This window comes from Bordetella sp. MIP270_01_BMS, from assembly GCF_054958705.1.
Window position 1 is genome coordinate 2,501 of sequence record NZ_CM143297.1, and the last position, 14,777, is coordinate 17,277.

Genomic DNA, 14,777 nt, shown 5'->3' on the forward strand with positions numbered 1-14,777 from the left:
CAGTGTTATAGGATCAAGCGACTAAGTGCATATGGTGGATGCCTTGGCGATCACAGGCGAAGAAGGACGTGGTAGCCTGCGAAAAGCTGCGGGGAGCTGGCAAACAAGCTTTGATCCGCAGATGTCCGAATGGGGAAACCCACTGCAGCGATGCAGTATCCCTGGCTGAATACATAGGCCAGTGGAGGCGAACCGGGTGAACTGAAACATCTCAGTAACTCGAGGAAAAGACATCAACCGAGATTCCGAAAGTAGTGGCGAGCGAAATCGGAAGAGCCTTTACGATTTAGCAGATCAGGTAGTCGAACGGAATGGAAAGTCCGGCCGTAGCAGGTGATAGCCCTGTAGACGAAATCTGGTTTGTGGAACTAGGCGTAAGAGAAGTAGGGCGGGACACGTGAAATCCTGTCTGAAGATGGGGGGACCATCCTCCAAGGCTAAATACTCGTGATCGACCGATAGTGAACCAGTACCGTGAGGGAAAGGCGAAAAGAACCCCGGAAGGGGAGTGAAATAGATCCTGAAACCGTATGCATACAAACAGTCGGAGCCTCTTTATGGGGTGACGGCGTACCTTTTGTATAATGGGTCAGCGACTTACATTCAGTGGCGAGCTTAACCGAATAGGGAAGGCGCAGCGAAAGCGAGTCCGAATAGGGCGATTTTAGTCGCTGGGTGTAGACCCGAAACCAGATGATCTACCCATGGCCAGGTTGAAGGCACGGTAACACGTGCTGGAGGACCGAACCCACTAGTGTTGAAAAACTAGGGGATGAGCTGTGGATAGGGGTGAAAGGCTAAACAAATCTGGAAATAGCTGGTTCTCTCCGAAAACTATTTAGGTAGTGCCTCAAGTATGACTGCGGGGGGTAGAGCACTGTTATGGCTAGGGGGTCATGGCGACTTACCAAACCATGGCAAACTCCGAATACCCGCAAGTCCAGCTTGGGAGACAGAGCACCGGGTGCTAACGTCCGGACTCAAGAGGGAAACAACCCAGACCGCCAGCTAAGGTCCCGAATTATCGCTAAGTGGGAAACGAAGTGGGAAGGCATAGACAGTCAGGAGGTTGGCTTAGAAGCAGCCACCCTTTAAAGAAAGCGTAATAGCTCACTGATCGAGTCGTCCTGCGCGGAAGATGTAACGGGGCTCAAGCGATAAACCGAAGCTGCGGGTGTGTACTTTGTACACGCGGTAGGAGAGCGTTCTGTAAGCCTGCGAAGGTGGCTTGTAAAGGCTGCTGGAGGTATCAGAAGTGCGAATGCTGACATGAGTAGCGATAAAGGGGGTGAAAAGCCCCCTCGCCGTAAGTCCAAGGTTTCCTGCGCAACGTTCATCGGCGCAGGGTGAGTCGGCCCCTAAGGCGAGGCAGAGATGCGTAGCTGATGGGAAGCGGGTTAATATTCCCGCACCGTCGTACAGTGCGATGGGGGGACGGATCGCGGAAGGTCATCAGGGTGTTGGAAGTCCCTGTTGCTGCATTGGAGAAGGCGCTTTAGGCAAATCCGGGCGCGTAATTCAAGGGTGTGGCACGAGGTCCCATGTGGACCGAAGTGATTGGAAGTGGTTCCAAGAAAAGCCTCTAAGCTTCAGCTGTACGAGACCGTACCGCAAACCGACACAGGTGGACGGGATGAATATTCCAAGGCGCTTGAGAGAACTCAGGAGAAGGAACTCGGCAAATTGATACCGTAACTTCGGGAGAAGGTATGCCCCATTAGGGTGAAGCGCTTGCGCGCGGAGCTTGAAGGGGCCGCAGAGAATCGGTGGCTGCGACTGTTTATTAAAAACACAGCACTCTGCCAAGACGAAAGTCGACGTATAGGGTGTGACGCCTGCCCGGTGCCGGAAGGTTAAGTGATGGGGTGCAAGCTCTTGATCGAAGCCCCGGTAAACGGCGGCCGTAACTATAACGGTCCTAAGGTAGCGAAATTCCTTGTCGGGTAAGTTCCGACCTGCACGAATGGCGTAACGATGGCCACACTGTCTCCTCCTGAGACTCAGCGAAGTTGAAGTGTTTGTGATGATGCAATCTACCCGCGGCTAGACGGAAAGACCCCATGAACCTTTACTGTAGCTTTGCATTGGACTGTGAACCGGCCTGTGTAGGATAGGTGGGAGGCGCAGAAACCGAGTCGCCAGATTCGGTGGAGCCGACCTTGAAATACCACCCTGGTTTGTTTGCGGTTCTAACCTTGGTCCGTTATCCGGATCGGGGACAGTGCATGGTAGGCAGTTTGACTGGGGCGGTCTCCTCCCAAAGCGTAACGGAGGAGTTCGAAGGTACGCTAGGTACGGTCGGAAATCGTGCTGATAGTGCAATGGCATAAGCGTGCTTGACTGTGAGACTGACAAGTCGAACAGGTGCGAAAGCAGGACATAGTGATCCGGTGGTTCTGAATGGAAGGGCCATCGCTCAACGGATAAAAGGTACTCTGGGGATAACAGGCTGATACCGCCCAAGAGTTCATATCGACGGCGGTGTTTGGCACCTCGATGTCGGCTCATCTCATCCTGGGGCTGTAGCCGGTCCCAAGGGTATGGCTGTTCGCCATTTAAAGAGGTACGTGAGCTGGGTTTAAAACGTCGTGAGACAGTTTGGTCCCTATCTGCCGTGGGCGTTGGATACTTGACGGAGCCTGCTCCTAGTACGAGAGGACCGGAGTGGACGTACCTCTGGTGTACCGGTTGTCATGCCAATGGCATTGCCGGGTAGCTAAGTACGGAAGAGATAACCGCTGAAGGCATCTAAGCGGGAAACTCGTCTGAAGATTAGGTATCCCGGGGACTTGATCCCCCTGAAGGGTCGTTCGAGACCAGAACGTTGATAGGTCGGGTGTGGAAGCGCAGTAATGCGTTGAGCTAACCGATACTAATTGCCCGTGCGGCTTGATCCTATAACTCTGCAGGTTTTGTAGACCTGGTATGAGCGCGTAGCGACAAGTGCCGTTCAAAGAAATAACCTTCACAATCGCTGCTCAGGGCTGCCCCCCTGACAGCTCGATGTGCTTCTTCCAAATTGGGGTGCGCAGACCCACCGTCTGCCCGCCCAACCGTTTACGCTTGACGACCATAGCAAGGTGGTCCCACTCCTTCCCATCCCGAACAGGACAGTGAAACGCCTTCGCGCCGATGATAGTGGACATTCGTCTGTGAAAGTAGGTCATCGTCAGGCTCTTATCCCGCAAAACCCCAGCACCCATACGTGCTGGGGTTTTGTCTTTGGCGCGCCAGTCCACGCCCGCCAAACCCAACCGTCCCACCCATACGAACGCGTACCGCGCAGCAGCCGGCGTGGCGGATGCGTCCAAACACGGCGCCAGGCCGCTGCCTCGACACGATCGCATGCTGAACCGTGCCCGTGCCCTCGACGCGAGCACGCAACGCACCCCGGCCAGCCCGCTGGCACGCCCAGCCGCGATCCGCAGATGAATGTCAGTCACATCCGCCCAAGGTACGAATAGGAAGCTGTATTCGGCGAGCGAGGTTCAGGCTGCGTGCCTGCATGAACCCACTTGCAAGACGGTGCTTGATCGAGCCCTCCCGCGTGCACGCTGCGGGAGTGTCGGGCCTATTCATGCCTCATTTCCGCCGTGTACGCACCTATGGTTCCGGTAACATGCGCGGGCCATGGCGAACCGCCTTGGGCAGCCCATTGGATCGGAGTTTACGCATGGCCATTTTTGCCAGGTTACGCCAAGGTTGGCGATCATGGGGCGAGGGCGCTTTCGTCGCCACCGGCACGCTGTGGCTGCTGTATCGACTGTTCGCAGGTCTGGACGCGCACGAGCACGTGACTCAGTTTCTGGACACATTCGAGTATCTGGAGCTGGACGAGCTGCTGCTGATTGCCGCGTTGTGCTGTCCACTGACATGCGGCTTGCTGTGGGTGCAGAGCCGTAGGCTGAGGCGTGAGATGTTCCGTCGCGCGGCCGGGGATGCTCTGAGCGCAATCATGATGAGCCGAACAGGTCTTGCACCGCATGAACCGTTGAATCAACCCGCAAAGAGCGAGTAAGGATGTGTAAGGGGCCGCATCCAGGTTTGGAACCGCGGCGGATAATGGCCGGCGGCAGGTTATCCTGAGGGTTATCCAATACGGGGTACCGACATCGTAGGATCCCCCTCAGAGTAGACGTCAGCCAGTAGAATTTCGGAGCCTCCTTTCCATCGGAGACTCCCTTGAAGAAAAGCAGATTTACCGAAAGCCAGATCGTTGCGGTGCTCAAAGAAGGCGAAGCCGGCATCCCGGTCGTCGAGTTGTGCCGCAAGCACGGCATCAGCAGCGCCACGTACTACCAGTGGAAGAGCAAATACTCGGGCGTGCAGGTGTCCGAGTTGCAGCGCCTGCGTGAGCTTGAAGCGGAGAACGCCAAGCTCAAACGCATGTACGCGGATCTGGCCCTGGAGAACTCAGCGATCAAGGATGTGCTGAACCGAAAATCCTGACGCCGTCAGCCAGGCGCGGGGTCGTCGAGCAGTTGGTGGAATCGAAGCTCTCGATCACACGTGCCTGTCAGATTGCTGGCCTGTCGCGGGCGGCGTACTACAAGAGGCCAACTCCGGCAGAGCAGCGCGATGCCGAGGTCATTGATGCGCTCAATGCCATCGTGACCCGGCATGGGCGTTGGGGATTCTGGAAGTGCTTCACACGGCTGCGGCTCGATGGCCATTGCTGGAACAAAAAGCGGGTTCACCGGGTGTACTGCGAGATGGGATTGAATTTGCCTCGACGCTGCAAGAAACGGCTGACTGACCGGCCCCGTCAGCCGCTGGACCATTTCCTGGAGCCAAATCGCTGCTGGGCATTAGATTTCATGCATGATGCCTTGTACTGTGGCCGACGCTTCCGGACGTTGAACGTGATCGACGAGGCCAACCGGGAGTGCCTGGCCATCGAGGTAGGCACATCCATCCCGTCGGCACGCCTGATCCGTGTGCTCAACCGCCTGATCAATTGCTATGGGGCTCCTGAGGCCATACGGCTGGACAACGGGCCGGAGATGGTCTCGCTGGCGTTCACCGAATGGGCTGCTGCCAGAGGCATCGCCGTGCGTTATATCCAGCCCGGAAAACCGAATCAGAATGCGTTCATCGAGCGCTTCAACAAGACGTATCGCACTGAGGTGCTCGACGCTCATCTGTTCGCTAATCTGCAGCAGGTGCAGGCCATCACCGAACAATGGCTAATCGATTACAACGAATACCGCCCACATGAATCACTGGGCGACGTCCCGCCGGTGCAGTTTATGCCTCGGCTAACCCTTGCTCCGAATCTCTATCAGCCGTCGTCTACTTGACGGGGGACCCTACGACATGAAGACGATCGCCGCGCTATCGCTTGTCATCCTGGTGACGGGATGCAGCACTACGCCTCAGACGCTGCCTACTCAGTCCGACGTCGACCTGAAGAAATACGCTGGCACTTGGTACGAGCAAACACGCCTGCCGAATCGTTTCCAGGAAGACTGTGTCGCCGATGTCCAGGCCGACTATGTACTGAAGGCAGACGGCACACTGGGCGTGACCAACCAGTGCAAGACATCCGGAGGCGGCTCCAAGCGTGCGCAAGCCGAAGGCCGGCTCAATACATCTGTAGAGCCGCCCGACCCTGCGAAACTCGAGGTCCGCTTCGCGCCGGCATGGACTTCGTGGATACCCTGGGTCTGGGGTGACTATTGGATCTTGAAGCTCGAGGGCGACTACGAGTACTCGCTGGTGGGCACGCCTGACCGCGACTATTTGTGGGTGCTGTCACGCGAGAAAAATGCGGATCCTGCGAAAGTGAAGGCGCTGCTCGACTACGCTGGAACCTTGGGTTATCCCGTGGATCAAGTCATCCGCTAGCGGAGTCTATTCCAGCGTGCACGGGTTCAGGCAGCGCGTAGTCTGCACCGCCGCCTAGCAGCCGCGCCGAACAGCCTGTGCCCGGCAGCTGGGAGGCAGGTCAGTGTGCAGACCTGCTGGTGGCACGCTGCCAGTCTTCGACTGATCAGTTCACTGGACGTGCCAGCATGATCGGCGAGCCCGCGAGAAGCCCGCTGATGGGTGTCATCGGGGCCACGGGGCGCGCCGTGAACTGTGGATGTCGCGACCTGTAGGCGTCGTGTTCATGACGCGGGAGGAGCTTCACCGGACTCAATGCGTTGTGTGCTGTTCCCGAGGCAGCCCAACATGCCCACTCCGGCGAGATGGCGTCCGCGAATACACCATTCTCCAGGTATTCCCGCAGATGGAAAGCGGCCGTCGTCTCCGGGATAGGCACTCCGACATGCCGCACCTCGCCGGTAGGCTCGCGAGGCGGCGGTGCGCTAGCGTTAGTCAGCTCGACCGAATGCTTGGATCAGCAGTTGCCTTTCTTGGCCTGGCCGGGCGGGCAGAAAGCTCCGCCGCCGCCATGCGGATCCACGATGACCGCGCCATCGGGTGTGTAGACCGCACAGCCTGCCAAAAGTCTGAGTGTAAGCAACGCGGCGCATGCGAATTTCATGCTGACTTCCCAAAGTGAACGTGGCGCAAGTTTATTGCGGCTTCCGCCTCATGCCGCAGCGGCGTTGTAACGATTTGATCCTCGGTCCTGAGCTACGCGCTCACTGCTTCTTGCCGCAGACCCCTATAGCACGCGCGTTTTCCAGCAAGGCCCCGACCGTACCTAGTGGCCGGCTTCCTGGTTGGCCACCCATCGCGATCGTGGCCTTGGGTAGAGCAGATACGAGAGCAATGACGGCCCGCAGTCGTATGCGTGCAACGCCTGAGTGCACTCTGGCGATGTCAAAGGCCAGGTGACAGACGAATGCTTGGCGGCCGAGCCAGTTTGTCTAATAATTGTCATTTAACTGAAACAATAATTGACGGCGCAAGTCAATGTACTGCGCCCGCGCCGACATGATTCGTCGGTCGGGGAGAACTGTGACAGCTGAATCGACAATTCCCATGGCCCTGGGGCGCTCCTGGTGGGAAGTGCAGGGCGAGTGGGCGGAGCCACCTAACGAGCGACGTAGGATTCAGCGGGGTGCAGTGTGTGACGGATGCATCCTCCGGGAATGTTTACTTCGTAAAGCGCCAGACCAATCATCTGTATCGCAGTGTGCGCTACCCCAGTGGCCGTCCGACTCTGCACCGAGAGTGGCTCAACCTTCGCCGTTGCGCCAAGTTGGGAGTGCCAACAGCTCCCTTGGTATTTTTCGATATGCGGCAGGGGCGCGAGGGATGGGAAGCGGTCCTCGTCACGCGGGCGCTCGAGCAATTCGTCAGTCTCGAACACGGCTTGAACGACGGGCGTTGGAACTGTACCGTGCGTCGCGCCATACTGCAGACTTTGGCCGGGGTTCTCGCGCCTTTGCATCTGGCGGGCCGCAAGCACGGCCATCTATACCCGAAAGAAGTCTTCGTACGCACGGAGCCAACTGTGGAGGTCGTGCTGCTGGATTGGGAGGTGTCGCGCTATGTCATGTCGGCCCGCTGGGCCGCGCAGTCGGACCTTGCTCGGTTGTGGCGATCTTTGATGGCCATGGGCATCAATGACGCCGATCGCGGCGAGTTCCTGAGGTACTACCAGTCGTTGACCGATCTGGCAGGCCTGCGACTTCGGGGAGTGCCGGATCTCGGCGTAGAGCTGCTGCCAGCCGGCCGACGCCGTCCGGGGCACGACCAGCCGTAGTCATCTCCACTTGGGGCGCATTCATCCACTGGCACGTGGCCGTCGGGTCCGGTGCACCGCGCGATAGCGTGGCCTGTCCATCATCGGCCAGCGTTGCCCGTCACGCTGAATTTGTGTTGAGCAGTCCAGCTGCGAAACCAGCATGGCCAGCGGAGCGACCTGCATTACGGCTGGGGCAGCGATCGAGCGGGCGCATGCTGCGCTGTAGGGGAGCAGCCCCTTGATTGGCTTCAGACAGATTCACCCCGTTGGCTGCCCGAATCCTGGGAGTCAGGACGATCCGCGGTGTTCCAGCTTTCCATGACGGCGCGCCAGCCGGCTTCCCACGCCTGTACTTTCGCATGCCATTCCCGTATCGATTCCCCTGTGTGGCCAGGCATGTTGGCCGCTCGGTAAAACGGGCAATCCAGTAAATCCAAACCTGCTCGGGCAGCTTGCGCACCGAGTTGCCAGATTTCCATATCCATAAATAAGCCGGTGTCCGTACGGACGAGTTGAGCAGCCCTGTAGCATGCTCTTGGCTCGAAATATTGGGAAGATGCCAGGATACTAGTGCGGATGATGGGGTTTTACTAAGCGCCGAAAGCAGGCCGCCCGCCGCGACCGGAGAAGGTCAGGCCGGCGCCTTCCAGTCGTGCAGATGGCCGTATATTGCATCTCGCAGCTGCCGAATTTGTCGATTCAGTTGGGCGAGATCTGCGCCAGACTGGCCCGACGCGGCTGCCAGCGCTTCGCCCAGGCATCCTGCGGAGTTCTGCAGTTGGCGACCTTGCTCGGTCAGGCTGACCACCACCTGCCGCTCGTTGCTGGGATTGCGCGTGCGTTTGACCAGACCCGTGACCTCGAGCCGCTTCAGCAAGGGGGTGACCGTGCTGGATTCAAGCGCGAGTTGCTGTGCGATGTCGCCGACTGTTTGGCTGTCCTGACGCCAAAGAATATTGAGCACCAGGTACTGCGGATATGTCAGACCCAGCTGGTCCAGCAATGGCTTGTAGATACGCTGGATGGCGATACCTGTGGAATACACGGCATAGCACAGTTGGTCGTCGAGCCCGACTGGCGCGCTGTTTTTCGGAATTGGCATAGCGAATCTCCAAGACCGCAGCGTACCATGAGTTCGCATATATTGTCGCGATATAAGTTACTGCTGTACTTTTTATTTGCCCGCGGTTAGGATTCGATTATCGTGATAAGAGTTATCGCGAACTAACTTGGAGCTTTACATGAACCGCAGAAGTTTGGTCGCCGGCGTCGCCGTCGTCGCAGGGCTTATATTGAACCCGGCCGCCCAATCAGCCGAAGGTATTCCCGACAGTCAGGCCGTGCGCAACGTGGTGCTCGTGCATGGCGCTTTCGCTGACGGTTCCGGGTGGCGTGGGGTATACGAAGCACTGACGGGCAAGGGGTACCGGGTGTCAGTCGTACAGAATCCGCTTACTTCACTGGCTGACGACGTCGCGGCGACGAAACGCATTCTTGATCGACAAAGCGGGCCGGCCATTCTGGTGGGGCATTCATATGGCGGAACCGTGATTACCGAAGCAGGCTCGCATGAGAAGGTCGCCGGCCTGGTGTACGTGTCGGCGCTTGCCCCTGATGTGGGCGAATCCACCGGCGCACAATTCAAAGAGATTCCGCCGCCGCCGGAGTTCATCATAGAGACCCAGTCCGACGGCTTCGGGTTCGTAAATCTTGAGAAGTTCAAGCTGGGCTTCGCAGCGGATACTGACGATGCGGACGCGGCGTTTCTGCGGGACTCCCAGGTGCCAATCAATATGGCGATATTTGAAACGCCCGTGACCTACGCAGCCTGGAAACACAAACCCAGTTGGGCTGTTGTGGCCAGACAAGACAAGGCCATCGATCCAAAACTGTTGCGCCATACCGCCCAACGGATTGGCGCAGAGGTGACCGAAGTCGACGCCAGTCACGTTCCCTTCCTGACTCAGCCACGAGCGGTCGCAGACACAATCGATCGCGCTGCGCGTACCGTTTCGGCGAAACAGCGCCACGCGGGTTGAGCCAGTCGCATGAAAGCGTGTATGGCAGGGCAGTCGGCGGCAGGTTTGGATAAGGCGTACGTGGACGGCGGGGCACACTTGTCAAAGCCGCCTTTCCTGCGCCTTGCGCGACAGCAGCAGTGACCCATAAAAAAAACCCCACGCGGCGAGCCGGGCGGGGTTAAAAGCATTACCAAGATGTGTGCGTAGTACCTGGAGAGAGTAGGTGCTTCACACAGAAGTTAAGATAAATGAAGCTGCGCCATCTTGCTGCCCTGAGAGCTGGATTCGGTGCGATTCATTTGAGGCGCGTCAAGCAGTGTTCTTGCTGATGGCTCGAGCCGCGCGAATTACCAATGGACCCAGGGTTTCTCGGGCGCGTTCGAGCGACCAGCGCGGCTTGGGCACCGAGATGTTGATTGCCGCCATCGGTTTGCCTTCCTGGTTCAATACCGCCGCAGCCACGTTGACGTCGCCTTGAAAAAACTCTTCGTCCGCGTAGGCGTATCCGTTTTCTCGGGCCTCTTCGACAAGATCCAGCAACACGCAGGTGTCGGTAATCGTGTGAGTGGTGTATTTCTGCAATGAACCTGCGGCCAAGAGCTGCTCCACCTCGCCGCGCGGCAGGTGGGCCAGTACCGCGCGTCCAGACGACGAGGCATGCATCGGTATGTGAGTGCCGACGGGCATGTACACGGGGATATGCTTTGAACTGGGCACGCGCATGACGAAAACCATGCTGCCGCCTTCTTCGGGTACCGCCAAGTTCACGATCTCGCCGCACTCTTGATTCAGCTGATGCAGGATTGCGTGGGCATGCTGGAACAACGGCTCGCGGGCCAGATAGCTGTAACCCAGCCCCACCGCTTTCACGGTGACTCGATAGCGTTTGCTGTGCGGATCTTTTTTCAGGTAACCGCATCGTTCCAGGGTGTGGGCGACACGTTGAGCAGACCCGCTCGTGATGCCGCAAGCCTGTGCAATTTCGCGCAGGTTTAGCGTTTCGCTGTTGCGGAAGGCCTGCAGAACGCCCAGGCCTTTTTCCAGCGATTGAATGAAGAGTGCGGATTCGGCCATGAGTAGAGCTCCGGCGATACGCCGTGGTGGCGAGAGTGATCGCTAAATCAGGCGCGATATTAGCACCGTGCATGACCGTTTCGGGACGTTCAGGCGGGCAGTGCACGATAAAAATCAATCGAATCACAGGATCAAGAAATCGAATGGCAATATCTGAGCGTCCATGCCAACTCGGATTTGGGGCAGACCAAGACGCCACTGTGAGAGGGGCCACCATGGCCTGAAGGTATGACATTCGCTTGTCGCCTCCGGCTATATGGCTGGCAGTGGCCCTTGAGCCGCCAGATTCAAGGGTGGAATTGCCTTGTTGCAATTCGCAGGGTTGTCTTGCGCGTTAGAACGGTTTGTTGCATTGCGCGGGGGTACAGTGAGTACACCGTCGATAACAACAGGAGATACCCATGCGATACACCGTACCCACTCTGCGCCGTACGGCAATGGCAGCCATGATGGTTGCCGCGGCGAGCCTGGCTTTTTCAGGTTGCACGGTAACGTCGCCCAAGGCATCTGCCAGCGCGACTGAACAGCGCGACGAGATCAATAGCGGTGCCGATGCGACGCTGACCCGCCTTTACGAAACCTCGCCGGATTCAAGGGCCCTGGTTCAACGCGCCAAGGGCGTGCTGGTCTTCCCATCTGTGTTGAGTGCCAGCTTTGTCGTAGGAGCAGAACATGGTAAGGGCGTGCTGCGCGTGGGTGGCGCGAATGCCGGCTACTTCAGCACCACTGCCGGGTCGATCGGCTTTCAGGCTGGCGCGCAGTCTAAAGCGATGGTCCTGCTTTTCATGACGGACGAAGCGTTGCAGAAGTTTCGTAACAGCAACGGTTGGACCGTTGGTGCAGACGCCTCGGTCGCAGTCGCAAATATCGGTGCCAACGGCCGGATCGATTCCAACACGGTGAGGCAGCCGATTGTCGGCTTCGTAATGACCAATGCCGGGCTTATGGCGGGGGTGTCGCTTGAAGGCGCCAAGATCGTCAAGCTCGATCTGTAACGGGTGGGCGTGACGCAACGCACGCCTTGACGACAGTACGCCTGCGGCGCAACCCCCTGGCGCCGCAGGCCGCAGCCTCTGAAAGCCCTGCGGTTTACGCTGCCGGCGTGCGGGAGGTCTGGGTACTCGGTTTTTCTGTGCAGCTAAAGTCCACAGTAGCCTCTTTGGGCAGCAAGCCCGTGGCGTGATTCGAAGTTACCCGAGGCTGCGTCATGCGCAGCCCCATAGCTGAGCAATGCGCTTCAGCCTGCTGCCGCGCGATATTCTTCACTTCGACCCAAGTCTGCCACTTTGCGCCGGCGTTGTAGGTGACTCGATAGGTGCGGTCGCCTGTGGCGACGGTGTCGCTGACGCTGGCGCAGGCAGCCAGCTGGACGAGCGCCACGGCAAAAAGGGAAAGGCGAAGCATTCGGGTCTCGTATGTGGTGTCGGCATTATTACAAAGCACCTGGAGCCTGTTACGCAAGTCACCCAGGGCCCCGGCCGGCCGTCAGGCAGGGGCGAGGGTGTTGCGGCGGTCCAGCTTGCGACTGAGTACGATTGACGTCTGCGTCTGGTTCACGCCATCGAGCAAGCCGATGTGGTCGAGCAGATCGTCCAGATGCTCGTGGGTGTCACAACGCAGAAAGATCAGGTAATCGAATTGGCCGCTTACGGACGATACTTCTTCCACTTCAGGAATCTTCGCCAGTTCACGAATGACCGCCGCGGGCGTCTTAGGCTGCACGCTGATAAAGCAATACGCGCGAACGGCTGCCTCTTCGAGGCGCTGACCCAGGCGCACGCCGTAGCCTGCGATGACGCCGTCACGTTCCAGGCGCGCTAAACGCCCGACCACGGTGCTGCGCGCCAGATCGAGTTTACGGGCAAGTATGGCTACCGGCAGGCGAGCATTGCCTTGCAGCAGGCTGAGTAGCTGACGGTCGATAGCGTCGAGAGTGTTAGACATGACGGCGTTTTGCAGCTGCACGCTTTGGCTGGGGGCGACAAGCGACGGCGCAGCACGCATCCCGGCCGGCAGCGTCGTCCGAATGCTAGCCTGCCGGTGCGGGCGTTGCCAAGCAGGTGCGCATGCTAGCATGCTCGCCAGTAGCGAATCTTGCGAGGCTGTATGGAAACACAGGAACAAATTGCCGTTATCGTCCACACCATTTCGCACCAGGGCGGGCGTATCGACGCGCTCAATGCAGTGCTGGCGTCGATGCTGCATCTCGCCAAAGGCACGCCGGGGCTGCGCGAGGCAATTGAAGCGCAACTGGAGCAAAACTACTCCAGCCTACTGGCCCGTTCCGAAAACCCCCAATATGTGGCCGGTTTCGAGAGCGTGCGTGACAGCGTGCTCGCTGCACTCAAATAGACGCCGGTCCTCAAGCTTGTCTTACTCACAGCTTCTGTGGACAAGTCTTGGGATAGCTTGGGTACAGACGAAAAATATCCTTTTGTGACAAGCGCTTGGTTAAACCGGTCAAAACATGACAGAACGCGTCAGCGGTTGACCCCGCTGACGATGCTTCCCAGGGTGCGCATGGCCTGATCCGTCTGCGGCGTGTACGCAGAGCCGCAACTGAGCCGCACGAAGGAGTTGTAACGCTCAGAGTTCGAAAACATGTTGCCGGGCGCTATGCGTATACCCTGGGACAACGCCTGTTCGAATACCCGCATGCCGCTGCGTTGATCTGGCAACTCTACCCAGAGAAGCATGCCTCCGGCAGGCAAGTTCAGACGCGTGCCGGATGGAAAATATTGATCGATGGCTTCGGCCATTCGCGTGCGCTGGCGTTTCAGTTGTTGGCGCAGCCAGGTCAGATGGCGGTCGTAGGCCTTGGACGCCATGTATTCCGCCATGGCAATCTGGGCGATCCCTTCGTTGGGGCGGCTCTGGGCAAATTTGAGCATTGCGATGCGCGCGCCCCAGCGGCCGCCCGTCATCCAGCCCACACGCATGCCAGGCGCCAAGGTCTTGTGCGTCGACGCACAATAGATGATGTTGCCAGTGCGATCCCATGATTTAAGTGCTGCGCGCGGCTTGCCATCATCGGCGAGAAGACCGTAAGTGTCGTCTTCGATCAATGCGACCTGATTGCGTTCGCACAGCGCAGCGAGACGGGCTTTTTCGGTGTCGGGCATGACGCAGCCCAATGGATTCTGGAAATTCGGCACCACGACCACCGCGCGCAGGTGCGGATGCGTTTGCATCGCAAGTTCCAACGCGTCGACCGACAGGCCATATTGCGGGCTGGTGGGAATTTCGAGGGCCTGCAAGCCCAGGCTTTCCAGGATCTGAAGCAAGCCGAAATATACCGGCGATTCCACGGCAATGGTGTCGCCTGGTCGAGCCACGGCACGTAAAGCCAGGTTCACGGCCTCGATGCAGCCGTGGGTGACCAGAATTTCCTCAGGGGACAGATTCATGCCCAATTCAAGAGACTTGCGCGCCAGCACACTGCGAAGCTCGGCATGCCCCCGTGGCGGAACCCGCCTGACAAGCATGCCGGAGTGATTTCGCAGGGCGCGGATCATCGCTTGCTTCAGGGCGTCGGCCGGATAGTGGTCGGGCGAGGCGGCAGCGAGCGCAAAATCGGTATGGGTCGCATGACGATCGCACTGCGCGATAAAGTCTGACACGCGGTCGTGAATGCCGACGTAGCCCGCGGGATCGAGCGGTTGGCGCGGATCCGGTTCCAAGGCGGGCAGGGTAGCGCCGCGATGTCGCAACCTTACAAAGTAGCCGGAACGCGGACGGGCCTCTACCCAGCCATCATCTTCAAGCTGCCGACAGGCCTGCAGCGCAGTGGAAAGGCTCACCCGATGCGTGCGCACCAGCGTGCGGATCGATGGGATGCGTTCAGCCGGCGCCAATACGCCGCTCTGGATGGCGCGCCGGTAGTGATCTGCCAGACGCTGGTACAGGGGTTGCGCTTCCATACGGATATCTTGCACCTGGAGAGGTGAGGCAATAAGGCACAGTTCCCGGGTATCTGAACCATAACAGATAGCCTGCCGTCGGTCTGTTGCGGTACAGAAAGGCAATGATTGTGTCTGGTT

Annotated in this window: 13 protein-coding genes and 2 rRNA genes; 9 read left to right on the plus strand and 6 right to left on the minus strand. The window is 58.5% G+C overall.

Annotated elements, in window-relative coordinates:
- The first annotated feature begins 11 nt into the window (after positions 1–11).
- The 6 genes from ACV17W_RS00020 (at position 12) to ACV17W_RS00045 (ending at position 7,660) form a co-directional block, all read left to right on the plus strand.
- Positions 12–2,897, plus strand: a 23S ribosomal RNA gene (locus ACV17W_RS00020).
- 165 nt (positions 2,898–3,062) lie between these two features.
- Positions 3,063–3,175: ribosomal RNA gene (gene rrf / locus ACV17W_RS00025) — 5S ribosomal RNA — on the plus strand.
- 498 nt (positions 3,176–3,673) lie between these two features.
- Entirely contained in the window at positions 3,674–4,018 is a 345-nt protein-coding gene (locus ACV17W_RS00030; protein ID WP_462594420.1) for a hypothetical protein, read from the plus strand.
- Positions 4,019–4,182: 164 nt separating this feature from the next.
- Positions 4,183–5,300, plus strand: a protein-coding gene (locus ACV17W_RS00035) for an IS3 family transposase (protein WP_462592677.1) whose coding sequence is annotated in 2 segments (ribosomal slippage) — positions 4,183–4,444 and positions 4,444–5,300 — 1,119 coding nt in all. Because the reading frame shifts where the segments join, the coding sequence is not laid out codon by codon here.
- Positions 5,301–5,316: 16 nt separating this feature from the next.
- Positions 5,317–5,847, plus strand: coding sequence for a lipocalin family protein (locus ACV17W_RS00040; protein ID WP_462594421.1), 531 nt, complete (start codon positions 5,317–5,319; stop codon positions 5,845–5,847).
- 1,069 nt (positions 5,848–6,916) lie between these two features.
- Entirely contained in the window at positions 6,917–7,660 is a 744-nt protein-coding gene (locus ACV17W_RS00045; protein WP_462596407.1) for a lipopolysaccharide kinase InaA family protein, read from the plus strand.
- A gap of 230 nt (positions 7,661–7,890) precedes the next feature.
- Here the strand turns inward: ACV17W_RS00045 and ACV17W_RS00050 are convergent, their stop codons facing one another.
- Entirely contained in the window at positions 7,891–8,127 is a 237-nt protein-coding gene (locus ACV17W_RS00050; protein WP_462594422.1) for a CrpP-related protein, read from the minus strand.
- A 146-nt stretch (positions 8,128–8,273) separates the two neighbouring features.
- Positions 8,274–8,744 (minus strand): MarR family winged helix-turn-helix transcriptional regulator, encoded by a 471-nt coding sequence (locus ACV17W_RS00055; RefSeq protein WP_462594423.1) that lies wholly within the window; start codon positions 8,742–8,744, stop codon positions 8,274–8,276.
- Positions 8,745–8,883: 139 nt separating this feature from the next.
- On the opposite strand from ACV17W_RS00055, the gene ACV17W_RS00060 reads away from it, so the two are divergent.
- A complete protein-coding gene (locus tag ACV17W_RS00060; protein WP_462594424.1) occupies positions 8,884–9,681 on the plus strand; it encodes an alpha/beta fold hydrolase in 798 nt (265 codons plus the stop codon).
- A 291-nt stretch (positions 9,682–9,972) separates the two neighbouring features.
- On the opposite strand, the gene ACV17W_RS00065 is transcribed toward ACV17W_RS00060, so the two are convergent.
- Positions 9,973–10,737, minus strand: a complete 765-nt coding sequence (locus ACV17W_RS00065) for an IclR family transcriptional regulator (protein ID WP_462594425.1) — start codon at positions 10,735–10,737, stop codon at positions 9,973–9,975.
- A gap of 401 nt (positions 10,738–11,138) precedes the next feature.
- On the opposite strand from ACV17W_RS00065, the gene ACV17W_RS00070 reads away from it, so the two are divergent.
- Positions 11,139–11,732: a BPSL1445 family SYLF domain-containing lipoprotein gene (locus ACV17W_RS00070; RefSeq protein WP_462594427.1), complete on the plus strand. Its 594-nt coding sequence runs from the start codon at positions 11,139–11,141 to the stop codon at positions 11,730–11,732.
- Between the two features lie 94 nt (positions 11,733–11,826).
- On the opposite strand, the gene ACV17W_RS00075 is transcribed toward ACV17W_RS00070, so the two are convergent.
- Together ACV17W_RS00075 and ACV17W_RS00080 are read right to left on the minus strand one after the other, a co-directional pair.
- Positions 11,827–12,141 carry a hypothetical protein gene (locus ACV17W_RS00075; protein WP_462594428.1) on the minus strand — a complete coding sequence of 105 codons (315 nt, stop codon included), beginning with the start codon at positions 12,139–12,141 and terminating at the stop codon, positions 11,827–11,829.
- 81 nt (positions 12,142–12,222) lie between these two features.
- Positions 12,223–12,681, minus strand: a complete 459-nt coding sequence (locus tag ACV17W_RS00080; protein ID WP_462594430.1) for an Lrp/AsnC family transcriptional regulator — start codon at positions 12,679–12,681, stop codon at positions 12,223–12,225.
- A gap of 162 nt (positions 12,682–12,843) precedes the next feature.
- On the opposite strand from ACV17W_RS00080, the gene ACV17W_RS00085 reads away from it, so the two are divergent.
- A complete protein-coding gene (locus tag ACV17W_RS00085) occupies positions 12,844–13,089 on the plus strand; it encodes a hypothetical protein (RefSeq protein WP_462594431.1) in 246 nt (81 codons plus the stop codon).
- 128 nt (positions 13,090–13,217) lie between these two features.
- Here the strand turns inward: ACV17W_RS00085 and ACV17W_RS00090 are convergent, their stop codons facing one another.
- Complete coding sequence (locus tag ACV17W_RS00090; RefSeq protein WP_462594432.1) at positions 13,218–14,657, minus strand: aminotransferase-like domain-containing protein; 1,440 nt, start codon at positions 14,655–14,657, stop codon at positions 13,218–13,220.
- Positions 14,658–14,777 lie beyond the last annotated feature (120 nt).

Coding starts and splice junctions, on each gene's coding strand:
- ACV17W_RS00030 (WP_462594420.1), top strand. CDS start 3,674: ATGGCCATTTTTGCCAGGTTACGCCAAGGTTGGCGATCATGGGGCGAG.
- ACV17W_RS00040 (WP_462594421.1), top strand. CDS start 5,317: ATGAAGACGATCGCCGCGCTATCGCTTGTCATCCTGGTGACGGGATGC.
- ACV17W_RS00050 (WP_462594422.1), bottom strand. CDS start 8,127: ATGGATATGGAAATCTGGCAACTCGGTGCGCAAGCTGCCCGAGCAGGT.
- ACV17W_RS00055 (WP_462594423.1), bottom strand. CDS start 8,744: ATGCCAATTCCGAAAAACAGCGCGCCAGTCGGGCTCGACGACCAACTG.
- ACV17W_RS00060 (WP_462594424.1), top strand. CDS start 8,884: ATGAACCGCAGAAGTTTGGTCGCCGGCGTCGCCGTCGTCGCAGGGCTT.
- ACV17W_RS00065 (WP_462594425.1), bottom strand. CDS start 10,737: ATGGCCGAATCCGCACTCTTCATTCAATCGCTGGAAAAAGGCCTGGGC.
- ACV17W_RS00070 (WP_462594427.1), top strand. CDS start 11,139: ATGCGATACACCGTACCCACTCTGCGCCGTACGGCAATGGCAGCCATG.
- ACV17W_RS00075 (WP_462594428.1), bottom strand. CDS start 12,141: ATGCTTCGCCTTTCCCTTTTTGCCGTGGCGCTCGTCCAGCTGGCTGCC.
- ACV17W_RS00080 (WP_462594430.1), bottom strand. CDS start 12,681: ATGTCTAACACTCTCGACGCTATCGACCGTCAGCTACTCAGCCTGCTG.
- ACV17W_RS00085 (WP_462594431.1), top strand. CDS start 12,844: ATGGAAACACAGGAACAAATTGCCGTTATCGTCCACACCATTTCGCAC.
- ACV17W_RS00090 (WP_462594432.1), bottom strand. CDS start 14,657: ATGGAAGCGCAACCCCTGTACCAGCGTCTGGCAGATCACTACCGGCGC.